The sequence below is a fragment of the Sodalis sp. (in: enterobacteria) genome, from assembly GCF_047607725.1.
In the GTDB taxonomy this organism is placed as follows: domain Bacteria; phylum Pseudomonadota; class Gammaproteobacteria; order Enterobacterales; family Enterobacteriaceae; genus JBLKSS01.
The window spans coordinates 1-21,316 of the sequence record NZ_JBLKSS010000041.1; the positions used below are offsets into that span (position 1 = coordinate 1).

Annotated in this window: 16 protein-coding genes and 3 pseudogenes; 10 read left to right on the top strand and 9 right to left on the bottom strand. The window is 58.1% G+C overall.

The features are described from left to right. A partial coding sequence (locus ACMX3H_RS04520) for a transposase (RefSeq protein WP_415209958.1) occupies positions 1 to 252 on the bottom strand: 252 nt, incomplete at its 3' end. Positions 253 to 513: 261 nt separating this feature from the next. Between ACMX3H_RS04520 and ACMX3H_RS04525 the strand changes: the two genes are divergently transcribed. From ACMX3H_RS04525 to pspG, 3 genes are read left to right on the top strand one after another with little or no spacing between them, the layout of a single operon-like run. After that, positions 514 to 1,362 carry a DUF917 domain-containing protein gene (locus tag ACMX3H_RS04525; RefSeq protein ID WP_415209959.1) on the top strand — a complete coding sequence of 283 codons (849 nt, stop codon included), beginning with the start codon at positions 514 to 516 and terminating at the stop codon, positions 1,360 to 1,362. Then, on the top strand, positions 1,359 to 3,056 hold the full coding sequence (locus tag ACMX3H_RS04530; RefSeq protein WP_415209960.1) for a hydantoinase/oxoprolinase N-terminal domain-containing protein: 1,698 nt from the start codon (positions 1,359 to 1,361) through the stop codon (positions 3,054 to 3,056). The genes ACMX3H_RS04525 and ACMX3H_RS04530 overlap by 4 nt, the downstream gene beginning before the upstream one ends. A 10-nt stretch (positions 3,057 to 3,066) precedes the next feature. Continuing rightward, positions 3,067 to 3,297 carry an envelope stress response protein PspG gene (gene pspG / locus ACMX3H_RS04535; protein ID WP_415209961.1) on the top strand — a complete coding sequence of 77 codons (231 nt, stop codon included), beginning with the start codon at positions 3,067 to 3,069 and terminating at the stop codon, positions 3,295 to 3,297. 285 nt (positions 3,298 to 3,582) lie between these two features. Here the strand turns inward: pspG and ACMX3H_RS04540 are convergent. Further along, a pseudogene (locus tag ACMX3H_RS04540) lies at positions 3,583 to 4,571 on the bottom strand (quinone oxidoreductase). Positions 4,572 to 4,708: 137 nt separating this feature from the next. On the opposite strand from ACMX3H_RS04540, the gene dnaB reads away from it, so the two are divergent. The 4 genes and pseudogenes from dnaB (at position 4,709) to ACMX3H_RS04560 (ending at position 8,280) form a co-directional block, all read left to right on the top strand. Further along, on the top strand, positions 4,709 to 6,115 hold the full coding sequence (dnaB, locus tag ACMX3H_RS04545) for a replicative DNA helicase (protein ID WP_415209962.1): 1,407 nt from the start codon (positions 4,709 to 4,711) through the stop codon (positions 6,113 to 6,115). Positions 6,116 to 6,258: 143 nt separating this feature from the next. Next, positions 6,259 to 7,441: pseudogene (locus ACMX3H_RS04550) on the top strand (aromatic amino acid transaminase). A gap of 65 nt (positions 7,442 to 7,506) precedes the next feature. Continuing rightward, positions 7,507 to 7,923, top strand: a complete 417-nt coding sequence (locus tag ACMX3H_RS04555) for a secondary thiamine-phosphate synthase enzyme YjbQ (RefSeq protein WP_415209963.1) — start codon at positions 7,507 to 7,509, stop codon at positions 7,921 to 7,923. Between the two features lie 87 nt (positions 7,924 to 8,010). Continuing rightward, entirely contained in the window at positions 8,011 to 8,280 is a 270-nt protein-coding gene (locus ACMX3H_RS04560; protein ID WP_415209985.1) for an MmcQ/YjbR family DNA-binding protein, read from the top strand. Between the two features lie 211 nt (positions 8,281 to 8,491). On the opposite strand, the gene uvrA is transcribed toward ACMX3H_RS04560, so the two are convergent. Next, positions 8,492 to 11,335: an excinuclease ABC subunit UvrA gene (gene uvrA, locus ACMX3H_RS04565; RefSeq protein ID WP_415209964.1), complete on the bottom strand. Its 2,844-nt coding sequence runs from the start codon at positions 11,333 to 11,335 to the stop codon at positions 8,492 to 8,494. A gap of 249 nt (positions 11,336 to 11,584) precedes the next feature. On the opposite strand from uvrA, the gene ACMX3H_RS04570 reads away from it, so the two are divergent. After that, positions 11,585 to 12,100, top strand: a complete 516-nt coding sequence (locus tag ACMX3H_RS04570) for a single-stranded DNA-binding protein (protein ID WP_415209965.1) — start codon at positions 11,585 to 11,587, stop codon at positions 12,098 to 12,100. 473 nt (positions 12,101 to 12,573) lie between these two features. Here the strand turns inward: ACMX3H_RS04570 and dxs are convergent, their stop codons facing one another. The 3 genes from dxs to xseB are packed head-to-tail and all read right to left on the bottom strand — an operon-like array spanning position 12,574 to position 15,621. Next, on the bottom strand, positions 12,574 to 14,436 hold the full coding sequence (gene dxs / locus ACMX3H_RS04575) for a 1-deoxy-D-xylulose-5-phosphate synthase (RefSeq protein WP_415209966.1): 1,863 nt from the start codon (positions 14,434 to 14,436) through the stop codon (positions 12,574 to 12,576). Positions 14,437 to 14,473: 37 nt separating this feature from the next. Beyond that, positions 14,474 to 15,376: a (2E,6E)-farnesyl diphosphate synthase gene (gene ispA, locus ACMX3H_RS04580; protein ID WP_415209967.1), complete on the bottom strand. Its 903-nt coding sequence runs from the start codon at positions 15,374 to 15,376 to the stop codon at positions 14,474 to 14,476. Continuing rightward, positions 15,373 to 15,621, bottom strand: a complete 249-nt coding sequence (gene xseB, locus ACMX3H_RS04585; protein ID WP_415209968.1) for an exodeoxyribonuclease VII small subunit — start codon at positions 15,619 to 15,621, stop codon at positions 15,373 to 15,375. Before xseB ends, ispA begins: the two co-directional genes overlap by 4 nt. A 212-nt stretch (positions 15,622 to 15,833) precedes the next feature. On the opposite strand from xseB, the gene thiI reads away from it, so the two are divergent. After that, positions 15,834 to 17,285: a tRNA uracil 4-sulfurtransferase ThiI gene (gene thiI, locus ACMX3H_RS04590; RefSeq protein WP_415209969.1), complete on the top strand. Its 1,452-nt coding sequence runs from the start codon at positions 15,834 to 15,836 to the stop codon at positions 17,283 to 17,285. Positions 17,286 to 17,435: 150 nt separating this feature from the next. Here thiI and yajL read toward each other — a convergent pair whose 3' ends face one another. Together yajL and panE are read right to left on the bottom strand one after the other, a co-directional pair. Further along, on the bottom strand, positions 17,436 to 18,008 hold the full coding sequence (gene yajL, locus ACMX3H_RS04595) for a protein deglycase YajL (RefSeq protein ID WP_415209970.1): 573 nt from the start codon (positions 18,006 to 18,008) through the stop codon (positions 17,436 to 17,438). Further along, positions 17,971 to 18,874: pseudogene (gene panE, locus ACMX3H_RS04600) on the bottom strand (2-dehydropantoate 2-reductase). The gene yajL and the pseudogene panE overlap by 38 nt, the downstream one beginning before the upstream one ends. 191 nt (positions 18,875 to 19,065) lie before the next feature. Between panE and ACMX3H_RS04605 the strand changes: the two are divergent. Next, the gene (locus ACMX3H_RS04605; protein ID WP_415209971.1) at positions 19,066 to 19,557 is read left to right on the top strand and encodes a YajQ family cyclic di-GMP-binding protein; all 492 of its coding nucleotides are present in this window, start codon (positions 19,066 to 19,068) and stop codon (positions 19,555 to 19,557) included. A 200-nt stretch (positions 19,558 to 19,757) separates the two neighbouring features. Here the strand turns inward: ACMX3H_RS04605 and ACMX3H_RS04610 are convergent, their stop codons facing one another. Next, positions 19,758 to 21,119 carry an MFS transporter gene (locus tag ACMX3H_RS04610; protein WP_415209972.1) on the bottom strand — a complete coding sequence of 454 codons (1,362 nt, stop codon included), beginning with the start codon at positions 21,117 to 21,119 and terminating at the stop codon, positions 19,758 to 19,760. Positions 21,120 to 21,316 lie beyond the last annotated feature (197 nt).

The following is a 21,316-nucleotide window of genomic DNA, read 5'->3' on the forward strand; positions in this document are numbered from 1 at the left end:
TGATGGTTCGGCGGTGAGTGTAACCGCCAGTAGCTCAGCCTGCTGTGTAGTGGGGATTTTAGGTTGGACACCGAACTTGCCCTGACGGTAGAGCTGGCGCCAGTTGAACAGCAAATTGTCATTGATACCGTTATCCCGTGCCAGCTTGACAATGGATACACCGGGCTGGAGCGCCTGTTCAACCAGCTTAATGTTAAAGTCCAGCGGGAAATTGGGACGACGTCTTGAGGGTTTTGGTGGGGTTTGTTTCATGAATTGCGCCCATTAAAAAAATAATGGACATCATCTTCAATAACTTGATGGGGAATTAACAGACGGCGCTGGACGTACGCTTACAATAAATTTATGGTTTAATTTCTCTGTCTTTGAAGGGATTATAAAAGGTGGGGAATTATAATATGTCTAATATTGATGTCATGCTTAATATGCGTGCGCCGGCGTGTATCTACGCAATGGGCTTTTTAACGGGGAATAAGGCATCAGCGCCTGTGCAGATCCAAGGGAGGTGGTGAGATGAAATGGCTGGATCATGAAGCGATTGATTACATCAGTTACGGTGCCGCTATCCTTGCCAACGGCGGTGGAGGCGACCCCTATATCGGTAAAATCATGGCACAGCGGGCAATTGTCGAGTACGGGCCTATTCGATTATTAACGTTAGATGAGCTTCAGCCGGAAGAATTGCTGCTGGCGACGGGCATGATAGGTTCTCCGGCCGTGATGATGGAAAAGTTGCCAAACGGTCAGGAATCCCTGACGGCCTGCCGAATTATCGCTCAGCATATGGGCCGTTCTTTATCCGCTATTTACCCGATAGAAACCGGCGGCATCAATTCACTGTTGCCGCTGGCCTCGGCCTGTATTCTCGGGCTACCCGTCATGGACGTCGACGCCATAGGCCGGGAAGTTCAGCAAGCGCGCGCCGCGCGCCGCAACGTTATCGATACCCTAACGGCACTGCTGCACGGCGTCGTGCTGTTTCGCGGTAAAGCGAATCGGGTAAACCAGCGTAGCGAAGGCGGTTTCAATCACTGCACCGCCTGTTTTGTCGGCGTGGACAACGATAGCGGCGGCCGCTTTGACGTGCTCTTTCAGAACGAATACTTGCTGGCACGGCGAGACGATCGGCCGCTGTGCATGACGCCGGATCTGATTATTCTACTCGATGAGGAAACGGGGCTGCCGATTCTGGGCGAAAGGCTTTGTTATGGGATGCGCGTGGTGGCGCTAGGCGTTCCCGCCCATGAAAAATGGCGGACGTCGCGGGGAATCGAGGTATGCGGACCGCGTTATTTTCACTATCAAAATGACTATACGCCGGTGGAGACGCTGGCGGCCCGGTGCAAGGAGGAAAGCGCATGAGTATGTCTTTGGGGATCGATGTCGGTGGCACCCATATAGATGCGGTGCTGCTGGATGCGCGGCAAAGGATTATCGCCCATACTAAACAGCCCACCAGCGTTGACGTTATGCAGGGAATTGGTCAGGCGTTGGCGGCCCTGCTGGCTTTGGTCAAAGTGGACCGCGGCGACATACGCCGGGCGATGCTCGGCACGACCCATTGCACCAATGCTATCGTTGAGCGTAAAGGTTTACAGCCGGTGGCGCATTTCCGCCTCGGCGCACTGGCCTCGCTGGCGGTACCGCCGTTAAGCGATATGCCGGCCGATTTCCGCGCGCGCTTGCCGGTACGGCTGTTTACCCTTGCCGGCGGCTATCATTACAACGGCGAGATATTATCAGCCCTGGATGAATCAGCGCTGCGCCAACAGTTGCAGGCGGTAAAAGGGTCGGTACGCGAGGTCTCGGTCTGCGGTATTTTTTCATCGGTGGTGGCCGAGCAGGAGCAGCGGGTCGCGGCCCTAGCGCGCGAGATCCTGGGGGCAAAAACGCCGATCTCCCTGTCATCGGAAATCGGTTCCATCGGCCTTTTGGAGCGGGAGAACGCCACGGTGCTGAACGCGGCGTTGTGCGGGATTGCGCACACCCTCACCGAGGGTTTTCGTCAGACGCTGGCACGGCAGGGGATCATTGCCGAACTGTTTTTCGGTCAGAATGACGGTACGCTGATGCCTCTGCATCAGGCGCGGACTTTCCCAATCCTGACAATCGCCTCCGGGCCCACAAACAGTCTGCGAGGCGCGGCCAGGCTATCGAGTCTGCAAGAGGCGCTGGTGGTCGATGTGGGCGGCACGACCACGGACATCGGCGTTTTGTGCGGCGGATTTCCCTGCCAGTCGGCGATGGAGGCTGAAATAGGCGGAGTACGTACTAACTTCCGCATGCCGGATATCGAGTCTATCGGCCTTGGGGGCGGTTCAGTGGTCACTCTGGACGCGGACGGCGACATCAGCGTCGGACCGGAGAGCGTGGGCTATGCCTTGCCGCAGCGGTCGCTGGTCTTTGGCGGCGACACCCTAACGGTGACGGATATCGCGGTGGCCCGCGGCTGGGCGGACATTGGCAACGCCGGGCGGGTCGCGCATTTGTGCCCGTCAATGGTGGCTCGGGTGGCGGAGCATTATGTGGCGATGGTTGAAAAATGCCTTGCGCGTATGAATACCAGCCGGCATGACATGCCGGTAATCCTGGTGGGGGGCGGCGCGGCGTTGCCAACGCCACCGGTGTGGCTATTGCCCAGGTCAGCGGTAGCGTGGATACCATTGTTTTACCGGGCGATGAGTCGCTGGAGTCGTGCCTGCGGCGGGCGGAACATCAGGCGCGAGAGGCGGCCATCGCCGCCGGCGAGCTGCCGGAGACGGTGGATATTATCGAGCTGGATTCGCTGTCTCTGGGTTATATGCCCGCTAATGCAGTCAGGATCCGGGCCCGGGCGATGGGCACGCTTGCCCCCGAGCGTTAGTCGGCGTTCGCAGGGGGAACTGGCCGTGGCGCATTTTGCTAAAAGGTGGTCAAATCCGCTAAGCCGCTTCGACGTCCTTTACCCGTTAATCAGCAAGAACAGCCGTTTAGGCGAATGCCAACTTGGCATGGTTCTTGTAATACACCCAGAGAGCAAAATTCACCGKCGCGGCGGGCGCTATCGCGCCCAATAAGGAGTCACCCATGCTGGAAATATTTTTTGTCATTGGTTTTTTTCTCATGCTGTTGTTGACCGATATCTCGGTGTTAGGCGTGCTGGTGGTGGGGTCGCTGGCGATGCTGTTTGCCGGGCTGTTCGTCACGGCGGTCAAATTGCTGCCGTGGCTGTTGGTCGCGTTAGCGGCGGCTTGGCTATGGCGTGCGATAAACAAACCGACGCCGCCGCGCTCGCGGTTTGATTCCCGCATGCGCTAGGTCTTCGGCGCGAAAATGGGGGATGGATCACAGCTTTGAGTTTTACTCCCCAGGGCGATATTTTTTTCTTAAGACGGCTGCTAAGATAAACTCGCTTTAGACTCATTGATTTCATCATTGCCGGGCAATAATAGCGGCGGCAAGCTGCATGGTCCGGCAAATTCTGCTCTGCCCCTACATTTTTACAGTGTGTTATGTCATAGCGTAATGTGACGGGCTCCCCTCGGGAAGCCCGTTGTTTTTTCGGCGGGAGTGAGACGCCCCGGGCCAGGCGGCATTCTGCCGTCACGGGATAAACAGTAACGACCCGTTGGTCTGCCGGCTCTCAAGCGCCTGATGTGCCCGCTGCACCTCGGCCAGCGGAAATTTTTGCTGTTCGGGCACGTCGAATTTGATCACCCCTCAGGCAATCATGCTGAACAGTTCATCGGCGGCGTGCTTAAGGCTTGCGGCATCGGTGATATAGCCGTTAATCGATGGGCGTGTGACGTACAGTGAGCCCTTTTGATTCAAGATCCCCAGATTGACGCCGGTGACCGGACCGGCCCCGAGGAGTTGCCGAAACTGACCATCAATCCGCGGCGGCGCAGGCAGTCGAGGGAGGCTTCCCAGGTATTTTTTCCAACCGAATCGTACACCACGTTAACCTTGTTACCGTGGGTCAAAGCCGCCCCGCGCTCAGGCACATTTTCTTCGCGGTAATTTATTGTTTCCCAGGCGCTCGCCCGTTTCGCCAACGCCGCTTTTTCCGCGCTGCCGACGGTGCCGATCATCTTCGCACCCAGCGCTTTCGACCACTGGCAGGCGATATGCCCAACGCCGCTGGCCGCCGCATGGAACAAGAAGATCTCATTCGGCTTGATTTCGTAAGTCTGGCGCAGCAGATAAAACACCGTCAGACCTTTTAAGAAAGTGGCCGCGGCCTGTTCAAAGGAAATGGCCGAGGGTCACTGGGCCAGTTTTTCCGCCGGCACATTATGCACCGTGGCGTAGGCGCCCTGCGGGGACTGGGCGTACACCACCCGGGCGCCGGTGTTGAACCCCTCGACGCCGGGGCCAACTTTGCTCACTACGCCGGCCGCTTCCGTGCCGAGGCCCGAGGGCAGCGATGGCGTGGGGTAGAGGCCGGAACGGACATAGGTATCGATATAATTGATGCCGATGGCTTTATTTTCGATCTGTACCTCGCCCGGACCGGGATCCACGGGCGTGAAATCCACATATTCCATCACTTCCGGTCCGCCGTGGGCGGCAAACTGTATACGCTTAACCATCACTCTTCCTCCAATTAAGATATCTTTAATAACCATAAGCCTTGCGGCGTGGTTTGCAAAGCGCATAGGATCTCGACCAGAGAGAGGATACAATGCGCCCTTATCCAAGCACTTCTTGATAGGTAAAGTACCCTTTCATGTCAGAAAAAAAACCGTCTAACAAAGCAAATTTTCCCCGCGACCGTCAGGTTGAAGGTCTGAAGATGCCGCCCCATTCGCTGGAAGCGGAGCAGTCGGTGCTGGGCGGTTTGATGCTGGATAACGAACGCTGGGACAACGTCGCCGAACGGGTGACCGGCAACGATTTTTTTAACCACCCGCACCGTTTTATCTTTAACGAGATGCAGCGTCTGTTGGAGCTGGGCAAGCCTATCGATCTGATCACGCTTTCGGAATCTCTGGAACAAAAAGGGGAATTGGACGCCGTTGGCGGGTTCGCCTATCTGGCGGAGCTCTCGAAAAATACCCCCAGCGCCGCGAATATTTCCGCTTATGCCGATATTGTGCGCGAACGGGCCGTGGTGCGGGAAATGATCGCCGTCGCCCATGAGATTGCCGATGCCGGTTACGATCCCCAGGGGCGCAGCAGCGAGGATCTGCTGGATCTGGCGGAGTCGCGGGTATTCCAGATAGCGGAGAACCGCGCCAGCAAAGATGAAGGCCCGAAGAGCATCGACCGTATTCTTGAAGATACGGTGGCGCGCATCGAACAGCTTTACCAGAAGCCGCACCACGGCGTTACCGGCGTCTCCAGCGGCTATTTGGACCTGGATAAAAAGACCGCCGGCATGCAAAAGTCGGATTTGATCATTGTCGCCGCGCGCCCGTCCATGGGGAAAACCACCTTTGCCATGAACCTGTGCGAAAACGCCGCCATGACCGAGGACAAACCGGTGCTGATCTTTAGCCTGGAAATGCCCGGCGAGCAGATCATGATGCGTATGCTGGCGTCGCTGTCGCGCGTCGATCAAACCCGGATTCGTACCGGCCAACTGGACGATGAGGACTGGGCGCGCATTTCCAGCACCATGGGGATCTTGCTGGAAAAACGCAACATGTATATCGATGACTCGTCAGGGTTGACCCCGACAGAAGTGCGGTCGCGCGCGCGGCGGGTATTCCGCGAACACGATGGCCTGAGTCTGATTATGATCGACTATCTCCAACTGATGCGCGTACCGTCGCTGTCCGATAACCGTACCCTGGAAATCGCGGAAATCTCCCGGTCGTTGAAGGCGCTGGCTAAAGAGCTGCAGGTGCCGGTGGTGGCGCTATCGCAGTTGAACCGAAGCTTGGAACAACGCGCCGATAAGCGCCCCGTCAACTCCGATTTGCGCGAGTCCGGCTCAATCGAGCAGGATGCCGACCTGATTATGTTTATCTACCGCGATGAGGTCTATCACGAGAATAGCGATATGAAGGGGATCGCTGAAATTATTCTCGGCAAGCAGCGTAACGGCCCTATCGGCACCGTGCGGCTAACCTTCAATGGACAATGGTCACGATTCGACAATTATGCCGGCCCGCAATATGGCGATGAGTGATGCCCCACGGCGCATTTTTTTTTCTTATCGCGCTCCCATTTTTGACGCTTTTTGTGTTAACTCAATCGTCACTCAATTCGCTTTATTTGATATTGTGATTAGTGGGTGCAACGTTGCACCCACTAATCCAGGAGAGCTGCAGCGTGTTCCAAAATGTTGATGCTTATGCGGGAGACCCCATCCTTACGCTGATGGAAACCCATAAACAGGATCCGAGCCCTGATAGGGTCAATCTAAGTATCGGCCTTTATTACAACGAACAGGCGATTATCCCGCAGCTGCGAGCGGTGGCGCAGGCCATGCTGCTCGCCCGTCCGGCGCTAAGCTCATCCTCCTACTTTGCCGATGGAAGGGCTGTCAACCTACAGCAGCGCCACCCAGGCGCTGCTGTTCGGGGAGGATCATCCGATGCGCAACGCCACGATTCAGACCGTGGGCGGGTCGTCGGGGGCATTAAAAGTCGGCGCGGATTTCCTGAAATGCTACTTTCCGGATTCGCAGGTCTGGGTCAGCGATCCAACGTGGGAAAACCACGTGGCCATTTTCATCGGTGCCGGATTCCAGGTTAATCGTTATCCTTATTTCGACGGTGAGAAACTGGGCGTCAATTTTGACGCGATGCTGGCCTGTTTTCAGCAATTGCCGCAGCGGAGCATTGTGCTGCTGCATCCGTGCTGCCATAACCCGACCTGCTCGGACCTGACCCGGTCCGAATGGGATCGGATCATCGAAGTGGTGGCGGAACGTCAGCTCATTACTTTCCTGGATATCGCCTACCAGGGGTTCGGCGACGGGTTGGAAGAAGACGCTTATGCGGTGCGCGAAATAGCGCGTCAGGAGTTACCTTGTCTGGTAAGCCACTCTTTCTCCAAGATTTTCTTCCTGTATAGCGAACGGGTGGGAGAGCTGTCGATTGTGTGCGATAGCGCGAGCGAAGCCGAGCGCGTGCTGGGCCAGTTAAAGGCGACCGTGCGCCGCAACTACTCCAGTCCGCCGAACTTCGGCGCTCAAGTGGTGGCGCAGGTGCTGAACGAGCCGGCATTGAATGCCCTGTGGCGTGAGGAAGTGGCGGCGATGCGCCTGCGCATTCTGGCAATGCGCCAGAGCCTGGTGGCGGCATTAAAGGTCGCGCTACCCGAGCATCCATTCGACTATTTGCTGCGTCAGCGGGGCATGTTCAGCTATACCGGCCTCAGTCCGGCGCTGGTGGCGCATTTGCGCGAAGTCTACGGCGTCTATCTGATCGACAGCGGCCGTATGTGTCTGGCCGGGTTGAATACCGCTAACGTCGGCAAAGTGGCCCAAGCCTTCGCGGCAGTGCAGTAGGCGCGACCGATTTTCCCCTGCTCCTGTGTAGCCACTATACTGAGTGGTAAAAAGGAGCAGGTATTATGTGGTACCAACAAACCCTGACCTTGAAAGCCCAACCGCGCGGCTTTCATCTGGTTACCGATGAAATCGTTTCCCAACTGACGTCGTTGAGCGCTGTCCGTACCGGGCTGCTTCATTTATTGCTGCAACATACTTCCACTTCCCTGACGCTAAATGAAAATTGCGATCCCACCGTCAGAACCGATATGGAAAACCATTTTTTACGTCAGGTCCCGGAATCGGCCCCCTACCAGCACGAGTATGAAGGGGCGGATGACATGCCGGCACATATCAAATCTTCTCTGCTTGGCACCTCACTGTTATTGCCCGTCGGTCATGGCACGCTGTTGTTGGGCACTTGGCAGGGAATTTGGCTGGGTGAGCATCGTAATTGCAGCGGCCGCCGCCCTATCGTCGCCACTTTGCAGGGGAAATAATTCATGGATCAATCGACGCTGTTAAGTTATTGCATGACCAAACCGGGCGCGGTACAGAGCGTACGTCAGGAGTGGTAGGCAAACCAGATTAAAGTCGGGGAGGTGATGTTTGCCATGACCCATACCGTGGACGGTAGACCGGCGGTATCGCTGAAAGACAGCGCCGAAATGGCCGAGGCATTACGTAGCGCGTTTAACGCGGCGGTGCCGGGCGAGCGGCTGAATAAAGCCCACTGGAGCACGCTGTTTCTTGACGGCGATATCCCTGATTCACAGTTTTATCAGCTGGTGGACGCTTCCTGGCAATGGGCGGTGTCAGGCCTGCCGGAAGCGACGCGCCAAACGCTGAATATCTGAAGCGGCGGTGTTCCGTCCGCAACGGAAAACCCGCGTGCCGCGAGGCATAGCGGCGGCCTGGCACGGTATTACCAAAAGGCCGCGTTCAGACCCTGAGGCGCTTCTGAAGCGGCGGTCTCTGAGGCGCTAACGCGCCGGCGGTTCCGCGGCCAAGGCGCTAGACGTCAGCGGAGGTCGCGAGGCACTCTCTTCCCGTCTGTCCGGCCGCACCCTAGGCTTTTTGCAGCGCGCGTTCGAGAATGGGACGCAGGAAGCGCGCGGTATGGGACGCTTTACAGGCCGCCACCGTTTCCGGCGTGCCGGCGACCAAAATTTCACCGCCGCCGTTACCGCCCTCCGGGCCAAGATCAACGATCCAATCGGCGGTTTTGATTACGTCCAGGTTATGCTCAATCACCACGATGGTATTGCCCTGATCCCGCAGCTGATGCAGCACCACCAGCAATTGCTGAATATCGGCGAAATGCAGACCGGTCGTCGGCTCGTCGAGGATATACAGCGTTTGGCCGGTGCCACGCTTGGACAGCTCGCGCGCCAGCTTGACCCGCTGCGCCTCGCCGCCGGACAGCGTGGTGGCGGATTGCCCTAAGCGGATATAGGACAGACCGACATCTATCAGCGTCTGCAGTTTGCGCGCCAGGGCAGGAACGGCGTCGAAAAACTCGCGCGCTTCTTCGATGGTCATCTCCAGCACCTGATGGATATTCTTGCCCTTATATTTCACTTCCAGGGTTTCACGGTTGTAGCGCTGGCCCTTGCAGTGATCGCAGGGAACATAAATATCCGGCAGGAAATGCATTTCCACCTTGATGACGCTATCGCCCTGGCAGGCTTCGCAGCGCCCGCCGCGCACGTTGAAGCTGAAACGGCCGGGCGTATAACCGCGGGCGCGGGATTCCGGTACACCGGCGAACAACTCGCGCACCGGCGTAAACACGCCCGTGTAGGTCGCGGGATTGGAGCGCGGCGTCCGGCCGATAGGACTTTGATCGATATCGATGACTTTATCGAAATGCTCCAGGCCCTGCACATCGCGATAGGGCGCCACTTCGGTAGTGGTAGCGCCGTTAAGCTGGCGCTGCGCTACCGGGAACAGCGTGTCGTTGATAAGCGTGGATTTGCCCGAGCCGGAAACGCCGGTGATGCAGGTAAATAGCCCCACCGGCAGGGTCAGCGTCACGTCCTTGAGATTATTGCCGCGCGCGCCGACCAGCTTCAATACCCGGGTGGGGTCCGCCGGGATGCGCGCCTGAGGAATGGAGATTTCCTGCTTGCCGCTGATGAACTGGCCGGTCAGCGACGCCGGATGGGCCATGATCTCCTCGGCGGTGCCTTCGGCCACCACCTCGCCACCGTGTACGCCGGCGCCCGGACCGATATCTATAATGTGATCGGCGGCGCGGATAGCGTCCTCGTCGTGCTCCACTACGATCACCGTATTGCCGAGATCGCGCAGATGCACCAGGGTTTCCAGCAACCGCTCGTTATCACGCTGATGCAAACCGATGGAAGGTTCATCCAGCACATACATCACGCCCACCAGGCCGGCACCAATCTGGCTGGCTAAACGGATGCGCTGCGCCTCGCCGCCGGACAGCGTTTCCGCCGAACGCGACAGGGAAAGGTAGTTCAGGCCGACGTTGACCAGAAACTTCAGCCGATCGCGGATCTCTTTCAGTACTTTTTCAGCGATTTTGGCGCGCTGACCGCTCAGTTTCATGTCGTCGAAAAACGCCAACGCATGGCCGATGCCCATCTCGGAAATTTCCGGCAGGGTGGTGTGCTCCACGAAAACGTGGCGGGCTTCACGCCGCAGACGGGTCCCGCCGCAGGTGGCGCAGGGACGGTTGCTGATATATTTGGCCAGCTCTTCCCGCACCGCGGTGGACTCGGTTTCCTTATAGCGGCGCTCCATGTTCGGTAGCACCCCTTCAAACGGGTGGCGCCGCACCGAGGTGTCGCCGCGATCGTTAATATATTTAAATTCGATGTTTTCCTTGCCGGACCCGAAAAGAATTTTTTGCTGAACCGTCGGACTCAGCGCATGGAACGGCGCCTCGACGTCGAACTTATAGTGTTCGGCCAACGAGCGCAGCATCTGGAAATAATAGAAGTTGCGCCGATCCCAGCCGCGAATGGCGCCGCCAGCCAGGGAGATGTCCTGATTTTGCAATACCCGATCGGGATCAAAGTACTGCTGCACACCGAGCCCGTCGCAGGTGGGGCAGGCGCCAGCCGGGTTGTTGAAGGAGAAAAGCCGGGGCTCCAGCTCAGGCATGCTATAGCCGCAGATCGGGCAGGCGAAGTTGGCGGAAAACAGCAGTTCTTCCGCTTTTTCGTCATCCATATCCGCCACCACCGCGGTACCACCTGAGAGACCGAGCGCGGTTTCAAAGGATTCCGCCAGGCGCTGTGCGAGATCCTCGTGCACCTTGAAACGATCGACCACGACTTCGATGGTATGTTTTTTTTGCAGCTCGAGTTTCGGCGGATCCGACAAATCGCAGACCTCCCCGTCGATACGCGCCCGGATATAGCCCTGCGTCGCCAAATTTTCCAGCGTTTTGCTGTGCTCCCCCTTGCGCTCTTTCACGATGGGCGCCAGGAGCATCAGTCGTTTGCCTTCCGGCTGCGACAGCACATTATCCACCATCTGGCTAACGGTCTGCGCCGCCAGTGGTACATCATGATCCGGGCAGCGCGGTTCGCCGACGCGGGCGTACAAAAGACGCAGATAATCGTGGATTTCGGTTATCGTTCCCACCGTCGAGCGCGGATTATGGGACGTGGATTTTTGTTCAATCGAAATGGCGGGCGACAGCCCTTCGATATGATCCACATCCGGTTTTTCCATCAACGACAGAAACTGCCGGGCATAGGCAGAAAGCGACTCGACATAGCGACGCTGGCCCTCGGCATAGAGCGTATCAAACGCCAGCGATGATTTCCCGGAGCCTGATAAGCCGGTAATCACTATCAATTTATCGCGGGGTATCACCAGACTGATGTTTTTCAGGTTATGGGTACGAGCACCACGAACTTCAATCTTATCCATTCAACTAATCCCAACACCGGATGAACTAGGGTGGCCTGTGCGGTTGACAAAACAAAACCGAGGCGGCGCGAAACAGTCAATTATGGCACAAAAAAAACTGAATGAATATCCAGTATTGATTGTAACAAATAACTCTGCTTCACCCAGTTTCTCGCTGCGCAGTCCAAGTTTCTAAACATGTTCTTTAAGTGTTGGCAATGGTAAACTTGAGCGATTAAACTTAGTCATTCATCTTATCAGGAGATCCCCATGGCCAGCAGAGGCGTTAATAAAGTGATTCTAGTCGGAAACCTGGGCCAGGATCCGGAAGTCCGCCATATGCCTAACGGTGGTGCGGTAGCCAACATCACTCTGGCCACCTCTGAGAGCTGGCGCGACAAGCAGACCGGCGATACCAAGGAGAAAACGGAATGGCACCGCGTGGTGCTGTTTGGCAAGCTGGCCGAGGTGGCGGGTGAATATTTACGTAAGGGCTCCCAGGTGTATATCGAGGGATCACTGCAGACCCGCAAATGGCAAGACCAGAGCGGCCAGGATCGATACACCACCGAGGTGGTGGTCAATATAGGCGGCACGATGCAAATGCTCGGCGGTCGACAGGGCGGCGCGGCGGGCGGTAACGCCGGTAGCACGCAGCAGGGCGACTGGGGACAGCCGCAGCAGCCGCAGGGCAATAACGCGCCGGCGGCGCGCCCCGCGCAGAACGCAGCGCCGGCGCCCAGCAACGAGTCGCCGATGGACTTTGATGACGATATTCCGTTCTGAGGCTAACCTTAGACAACATTGTCAATAATGCGCAAATACAACCTCCTATAACCAGGAGGTTTTTTTTGTTTTAACTTGACGCTGAAGACGTTAACGGTAATGGGGTGATTTAATGAATATCATATCCTTTACTTTCACGTACACTATTTAGTGGCCTACTTAAAATAACAGGCGGGACACGCGCAGGCCGGTCTGGCCGAGGGTGGTATATTCCATAGTCATCTCCAGATGAAAAGCGCCGTAAAGGGAAATAATAAGTATAGGCACCGGCGACGGCGACGCGGGCTACCGATAACGGCTTTACGTGACTAACGGCACAAATGGCGCAAAAGCGGATAAAAATCGGCGCGGGCGTAAAGGCGTCATGGGCGCTCAGTGCCGGGGGAAACAGCACAAGCGTCTACGCCGGAAAACCGGCGCCAACGCGGGAGGGGAGGCTTCCGGCAACGGCCGCGCGCGCCCGCGCCGCGGGCTTAGGCCAGCCAGTTCTCTATTTGCCGGCGGATCCCTGCGCCGTCGAGGCCCAGATCGGCGCGGATCTCCTCTTGGCCACCCTGGGGGATGAAATGGTCAGGCAGGCCGATGTTCAATACCGGCACCTGCAGCCGCTGGTGCATGACGAATTCGTTCACGCCGCTGCCGGCGCCGCCCATTATGGCATTCTCCTCAACCGTCACCAGCGCCTGATAACTGGCTGCCAGTTCCTTTATGAGCGCGCCGTCGAGTGGTTTGACGAAGCGCATATCCACAAGCGTCGCGTTCAGCGCCGCCGCCGCCGCCTCGGCCTGGGGCAACAAGGTGCCGAAATTGAGAATCGCCACGCCGGCGCCCTGGCGGCGCACTACCCCTTTACCCAGCGGCAATTCATACAGCTCGCTGAGCGAGGCGCCGGTGCCGTTACCGCGCGGATAACGCACCGCGCTCGGCCCTGCCCGATAGTGATACCCCGTGTGCAGCATCAGCCAGCACTCGTTTTCGTCGCTGGGCGTCATGATGAGCATGTTGGGAATACAGCGCAGGTAAGAGAGATCGAACGCACCCTGGTGGGTCTGGCCGTCGGCACCCACGACGCCGCCGCGATCGATGGCGAACAGCACCGGCAGATTCTGAATCGCCACGTCGTGGATCACCTGATCGTAGGCGCGCTGCAAAAAGGTGGAGTAGATAGCGACCACAGGGTGATAACCGCCGATCGCCAGACCCGCGGCGAAGGTGACCGCATGCTGCTCGGCGATGGCGACATCAAAATACTGGCGCGGATATTGGCGTGAAAAGGCAACCATGCTGGAGCCTTCGCGCATGGCGGGGGTAATCGCCATCAACTTATCATCGCCGGCGGCGGTAGCGCATAGCCAATCGCCGAAAATGGCCGAGTAGGAGGGGCATCCGCCGCCGCTTTTCGGCAGGGTGCCGATTTGGGGATCGAATTTCGGCACCGCATGCCAGCTGATGGGGTCTTTCTCCGCCGGCGCATAGCCGCGGCCTTTTTTGGTCATGATATGCAGCAGCTGTGGGCCTTTCTTGGCACGCATATTTTTCAGCGTCTGCACCAGACCCTGCACATCATGGCCGTCCACCGGGCCGATATAGTTAAATCCCAGCTCCTCGAACAGCGTGCCCGGCACCACCATACCTTTAATGTGCTCTTCGGTGCGCTTCACCAGCTCCTTGATCGGCGGAATGCCGGACAGAACCTTTTTGCCGCCCTCGCGCAGGGTGGAGTAAAGCTTGCCGGACAGGATCTGCGCCAGATGATTATTGAGCGCCCCAACGTTTTCCGAAATGGACATTTCATTGTCGTTAAGCACCACCAGCAAATCGGATTTGATATCGCCGGCGTGATTCATGGCCTCGAACGCCATACCGGCGGTGATGGCGCCATCGCCGATAACGCAGACCGTGCGGCGGCCCAAGCCCTCATGCTCCGCCGCCACCGCCATGCCGAGCCCGGCGCTAATGGAGGTGGAGGAGTGGCCTACCGATAACTGGTCATATTCGCTTTCGCCCCGCCACGGAAACGGATGCAGGCCGTTGCGCTGGCGGATGGTGGCGATGCGATCCCGACGTCCGGTCAGGATTTTGTGCGGATAGGCCTGATGGCCGACATCCCAAATCAGCCGATCGAACGGCGTGTTATAGACGTAATGCAGCGCCACCGTCAGTTCCACCGTCCCCAGCCCCGAGGCGAAATGGCCACTTGAGCGGCTGACGCTGTTGAGCAAAAATTGCCGCAGCTCGTCGCACAGCGCCACCAGACTCTCTTTGGGTAACTGGCGCAGCTCCATAGGATTATCGGCCAGGACCAGCGTCGGGTATTTCTTTGTATCAAGGCTCATGGGGTACTCATATCTGAGGTATAAAAAACCACATCACTTATTTGTCACGTTCAATAATATAGCGCGCCAGCGCCACCAGCGTGGCGGTATCATAACCGAGTGCGGCGACACATTCTAAGGATGCTAGCGATTCGTGATACAGATCCTGAGCCTTGGCCCGCGCCATGTCCAGTCCCAGCAGGGCCGGATAGGTGCTTTTGCCTAATTCCTGGTCCGCTCCCTGCCGCTTGCCGGTGGTTTGGCTGTCGCCCACGACATCAAGAATATCGTCTTGTACCTGGAAAGCCAGGCCGATGGCGGCGGCGAATCGATCGAGATAGCCCAGCGCCGGGCCGCCGCATTCGCCGGCCGCCAGCGCGCCCATCCGCACCGCTGCGTGAATAAGGGCGCCGGTCTTGTGCCGGTGAATTGTCTCCAGACGCGCGGCGGACACCTGCTGACCCTCCGCCGCCAAGTCCAGCGCCTGCCCGAGGCACATGCCGTCGGCACCGCTGGCGGCGGCCAGGGTCGAGATCATTTGCAGCCTATCCTGTGCGCTGACCTCAGGCATTTCCGCATCGGCCAGGATGCTGAAGGCCAGGGTTTGCAACGCATCGCCGGCCAGAATGGCGGTAGTTTCACCGAATTTGACGTGGCAGGTCGGCAAGCCACGGCGCAGCACGTCGTTATCCATCGCCGGCAGATCGTCATGAATCAGCGAATAGGCATGGATACACTCAATCGCGCTCGCCGGCGCGTCAAGGCTTGCGGGCGTGAGTCCGAATAGCCGGCCGGTCTGATAAACCAAAAAGGGACGCAGCCGTTTGCCCCCCAGCAGAGCGCCGTGGCGCATGGCCTGGACAAGCGGCTCCTGCTGGCTGGCGAGGGTGTGGAGATAATGTTCCAACGCCGCATCCACCTGCTGGCGGCTATCCTCTAACGCGCGCGCGAAATCAGTCATAGCGCATCATTTTCCGGCGCAAAGGGGGTAAGCTGTGCGTCTGGCGTGTCATTTAACAAGATTTGCACCCGCTGTTCCGCCTGTTGCAGCGTTTTCTGACCCTGGCGCGCCAGCTGCACGCCCTGCTCGAATTCGTTAAGCGCCTGCTCCAGCGGCAATTCCCCGGATTCGAGGCGGGTGACTATCTGCTCCAGTTCTTTCAGGGCAGTTTCAAAACTGGCGGGTTGTTCAGCTTTTTTTGGCATAGATCTGTATCCTACCGGTCAATAGCGAAGGCGCGGGTGGCGGCCCACGTTAGCCCAGAGTGCGATGATAAGCAAATTGCGCCTTAATCCCGCGGCATAAAGTGGTATACTCCGCGCCGACAGGCCGAGGCCAGGGCTAACGTGGGCCAGTGCCCCATTATATAACGTGTTGCGACGCGTGACTCTTTAATGATCAAATAACGACTATCGCTATGAAGTTTATCATCAAACTGTTTCCGGAAATCACGATAAAAAGTCAATCCGTGCGGTTGCGCTTTATTAAAATTCTCACCAGCAATATCCGCAATATTCTCAAAGAGTGCGATGAGTCGGTGGTAGTGGTACGCCATTGGGATCATATCGAGGTGCGCACCGGTAATGAACACCGTCGTCCTCAGGTGGCCGATGCCTTGACCCTCATTCCCGGGATCCATCACATTCTGGCGGTGGAGGAGCGTCCCTGGCAGGATATGCACGATATTTACCGGCAAACGCTGGCGATGTATCGCGACCGCCTGGTGGGCAAAAGCTTTTGCGTGCGGGTAAAACGCCGCGGTACGCACGATTTCACTTCCCAGGACGTCGAGCGCTACGTCGGTGGCGGTTTGAACCAGAATGTGGATAACACCCGCGTTAAGCTGACACACCCGGACGAAACGGTACTGCTGGAAATCGATAACGATCGGCTACTGCTGATAACCGAGCGCCTCGAAGGCCTTGGCGGTTTCCCTATCGGTACCCAGGAGGATGTGCTGTCGCTGATTTCCGGCGGCTTTGATTCCGGCGTCTCCAGCTACATGCTGATGCGCCGCGGCTGCAGGGTGAATTATTGCTTTTTCAATCTTGGCGGCGCGGCGCATGAAATCGGCGTCCGTCAGGGGGCGTATCATTTATGGCGCCGTTATGGTCTGTCGCATAAAGTCCGCTTTGTGTCCCTCAATTTCGCGCCGGTGGTGAATGAAATTCTGGCAAAGGTGGACGATGGCCAGATGGGCGTGGTGCTAAAACGCATGATGGTACGCGCGGCGTCGGCCATGGCCGAGCGCTACGGGATTCAGGCGCTGGTGACCGGCGAGGCGCTGGGTCAGGTTTCCAGCCAGACGCTGACCAATTTGCGTTTGATCGATAACGCTTCGGACACGCTTATCCTCCGTCCGCTCATCTCCCATGACAAAGAGCATATCATCACGCTGGCGCGCCAGATAGGCACGGAAGAATTCGCTAAAACCATGCCGGAATATTGCGGGGTGATTTCCAAAAGTCCGACCGTGCGGGCGGTGAAAAGTCGCATCGAGCAGGAAGAGGGGCAATTCGATTTCGCCGTGCTGGACGCGGCGGTGGCGCAGGCGCAGGTGCTGGATATCCGCGAGATCGCCGCCGAGGAGGCCACCGCACCTATCACCGAAGTGGAAACGACCGCCGAATTGGGCAGTGGCGATGTCGTGCTGGATATCCGCTCGCAGGATGAACAGGAAGGCCGCCCGTTGACGCTGGACAATGTGGCGGTACAGACGTTACCGTTCTATAAATTGGGCAGTCAATTTGGCGATCTGGATCAGAGTAAATCTTATTTGCTTTACTGCGATCGCGGGGTGATGAGCCGCTTGCAGGCGCTCTATTTGCGTGAGCAGGGCTTTCATAATGTCAAGGTTTACCGCCCGTAAATCCTCGCGGGCGCGGTGACGCAGAGCGTGCCCGCCCTCATCCCGCCCATCTGGGGCGTGCTTTTCGTTCGTTCAAAGCCACGGCTGCCGCTCAACCTGGCCGCACTCTTGCTCGATATGAGCCGCGCCTGCTCCCCAACCTGACCCGTGCTAATCCTGATAGCTGTCAATGCCCTGGTGCAGCACCAGCTGTGCCGCTACCTCGGCCGCGAGCGGACGGCCGCCGGGCAACTCGATGATTTTGAGCGCAAAATCTATAGCCGTCCCCGGCCCTTGGCTGCTGAGGAGCCGATAACGCGCATCATAGACCACCCGCTGTTCCACCCAGCGTTCGGCGGGGATGCGGTCCTTAAGCGCCGGAAAATCGGTCATATTCGCCTGGCTGAACAGCTGATGGTGCTGCAACACCAATGCCGGCGCGGCGCAGATCGCCGCCACCAATTTTCCGTCGAGATGCGTGCGGCGCACGCACTCCACCAGCAACGGACTGCACTGGAAGCACTCGGCGCTCTGCATGCCACCGGGCAGTACCATGGCGTCATAGGGCTCATCCGCCAGCGCCGCCAGCGGCGCGTCGGCCAGCAGACGTACGCCGAGCGACCCGGTGATGGCCAGCCCGCCATCGCCGTTGACGCTGGCAGCGCGCACCAGCAGATCGAAGGTGGTGACGGCCTCGGTTTCTTCGCTACCATCTGCCAGACAGAGCAGAATCGTTTTGTCCATAGCTTTCCTCCTTGCGTTTCACCAAATCAAACAGCCGCTGGTTTTCCGGCACGCTCAGCCCGTGCGCGGCGCAGAACATGGCCGTTGATATAATCAATTTCCGAATGCCGCTGCGCCTGGACATCCTGCAGCATGGAGGAGACATTATCGGCGGTGCTGCGGATGACCTGACCAACATAGAACAGCAGGCTTTCATAATGGGTATGGTAGCCCTCGCGGTCCATCACCATCGCCACCTCGCGGCAAATGGCCTCGATTTCCGCCGCATAGCGTTCCAGCTCGCCGTTGTGGCAATCGTGGATCGCGGTGAGGGGGTTAATCACACAGTTGGCGGCAAGCTTGACCCAACTGGAGGCGGCGATGTTGTTATGCCAGGCGACCTCAGGCAGGGCGTGGTGCAGCACTTCCGCGATGGCGCTGGCCTGTTGCGCCTGACTATTACCGGGCCCGATGCGGGTCGTGCCGGCATAAACATGGTGGATCTTGGCCTCTTCGCTGTGGGCGGCATGGGTAGTGGTCCCCATAATCAGCGGCTGGACCAGGACAGGTAATTCCTCACGCGGGCCGAGGCAGTCATGCAGCAGCAGGATGGCGCAATCGGCCCGCAACTGCGGCAACAGCGCCCGCACCGCCCCAGACACCTGCCAAGCTTTCAGCGTGACCAGCAGTAGATCGCTTGCAGCTAAATGCGCGGCGTTATTGGCGGGCAGTTGCAAACGGCTTTCCCGCCCTTGCGGACTGATAACGTCCACGGCGCAAACCGATTGCGGCACCCGTAGCCACCCCTGGACGCTGTGTCCCTGGCGGCTAAGCGCCACCAGCCATAGCTGCCCCAATGCGCCACAACCCAGAACGGTAATTTTCATTTTCCTTACCCTGTAGCGAAATGATAGGGCTCCGGCCGCACATCACCCTGGAGCCATAAGTATAGACTTTTCTGCTGTGCCGCAGATTTTTCCGGCGCGCCAGCGCGTAACGTGCCGCGGGGATCCCGTCTTTTATCTCTTTGCCCTTGCGGGTATGATATGGGCAAATTTTGCCTTGCCGGAGCCACAGTATGCCCTCATTTGATATCGTGTCAGAAATTGATATGCAAGAAGTTCGTAATGCGGTGGAGAATGCCAATCGCGAACTGAGCACCCGCTGGGATTTTCGCAATGTCCCGGCCAGCTTTGAGTTAAATGAAAAAAATCAGACCATCAAGGCCGCCAGCGAATCGGATTTTCAGGTGAAACAACTGATCGAAATCCTGCGCGAAAAATTGGCCAAGCGCGGCATTGAAGGCGGCGCTATCGAATTGCCGGACGAACTGGAGCACAACGGGAAAACCTACAGCGTCGACGCGAAGCTCAAGCAGGGGATCGAAACCGGCCAGGCCAAGAAAATCGTTAAACTCATTAAAGACAGCAAGCTGAAAGTGCAGGCGCAGATCCAGGGCGAGCAGGTCCGCGTCACCGGTAAGGCCCGCGACGATCTGCAGCAGGTTATCACGTTGGTAAAAGGCGGGGAGCTGGGTCAACCCTTCCAGTTCACCAACTTTCGCGATTAACGCCCCGACGGTGCCGATCGCTGTGCTGTTCTCGCGCCGTAAGCAATCTCTGGCCGCTGACGCTTGCCGGTGCGGCGAGAGGGCGCTTGTCGTTTTAACCCCAGGCGACGTTTGCCGATTATGCCGCCAAGACCACGGGTGAGGGCAGCGCGCCGAGCGGTTTGCGACTGCCGTTGCCTATTTGGGCGGCGACGCCGGCATCAGGCCGCCACCGCCTTTTCCAGCGCCGCGCGGTTGGTTTGTTTGGTATCCACCTTGACGTAGGCGCTGCGCTCTTCGGGCACCACCACCACTTCGGTTACGCCAGGCTGCGCCTGAAGACGCTGCGCCAATTGACTATCGCCCGCCGCGCGGCCGGGCAGGGCGATGCGCAGACTGCTGACGTAGGGCGGTTCACGCAGCGTCGCGCTCACCCCCCACCAGGCCAACGCTATCGCCGCCCCCGCCAGAAACACCAGCCACGCCCCCTGAAGCTGAAACAGAAAACCGCCGAGCGTGCCGCCGAATGCCACTCCGAGAAACTGACTGGTGGAGTGCACGCCCATCGCGGTCCCTTTATAGCCGGCCGGCGACTCTTTGCTAATTAACGAAGGTAAGAGGGCTTCCATAACATTGAATGCCAGAAAGAACAGTTGGATACCGGCGAACATCACCCACAGATGGTTGCCAGCCGCAAGCAATACCAACTCGGCAAACAACAGCAGCGTCACGCAACCGAGGAAGACGCGCTTCATGCGGCGCTTGACTTCGGCGTAAATGATCGCCGGCACCACCGCGGCAAACGAAACCAGCATGGTGATCAGATACACTTTCCATTGTTCGCTGGGCAAAAAGCCGGCGCGGGCCATCATGGGCGGTAGGGCGACGAAGCTCGACATCAGCATGGCGTGCAGGCAAAAAATACCCATATTGAGTTTTAGCAATTGTGGATTAGCCAGGACTTTGCCGACACTGCCGCGCATAATACCCGACTCACGGTTGAGCGTATGGTCGCCGGCGGTGGGCACCACCAATAGGGTAAGCACGACGCCGGCCAGCGCCAGCGCGGTGATGCCCCAGAACAGGCCGCTAAGTCCGATGGCGTGAGTGACGATCGGGCCCACCACCATGGCGATGGCAAAGGTCACGCCAAAGCTGACGCCGATAAACGCCATCGCTTTGGTGCGGTTTTGTTCGCGGGTTAAATCCGACAGCAGCGCCATTACCGCGGCGGCAATGGCGCCGGATCCCTGCAGCGCGCGGCCGAGGATCACCCCCCAAATGTTGTCGGTCAGCGCGGCGATGGCGCTGCCGAGGGCGAAGACCAGCAAGCCGCCGACGATAAGCGGCTTACGGCCGACGCGGTCGGAAACCAGGCCGAAGGGGATTTGGAAAATCGCCTGCGCCAACCCGTAAATGCCGATAGCGAGGCCGATGAGCGATTCGCTGGCCCCCTGCAATGCCATGCCATAGGTGGTCAATACCGGCAATACCATGAACATACCCAGCATGCGCAATGAGAATACCGTACCCAGGCCCCAGGTGGCCCGCAGCTCCATGCCGGTCATTTTTGTGTCGTTCATCACTACCTCGAAATATCTTACCGGGCCATTGTAATGCCTTAACGCATGACGGGAAATGGAATGATATTTAACAGATGTTAACGTCATACGCCTTTGCCCGGCGGGCGTGGCGGCAGCCTGCGCGCGGCACCGACGCGGCCTCGGCGGCCATGGATGACAATGAGGTGAAAAGGGCGGGAAGAGGGCAGGGCCTGTGC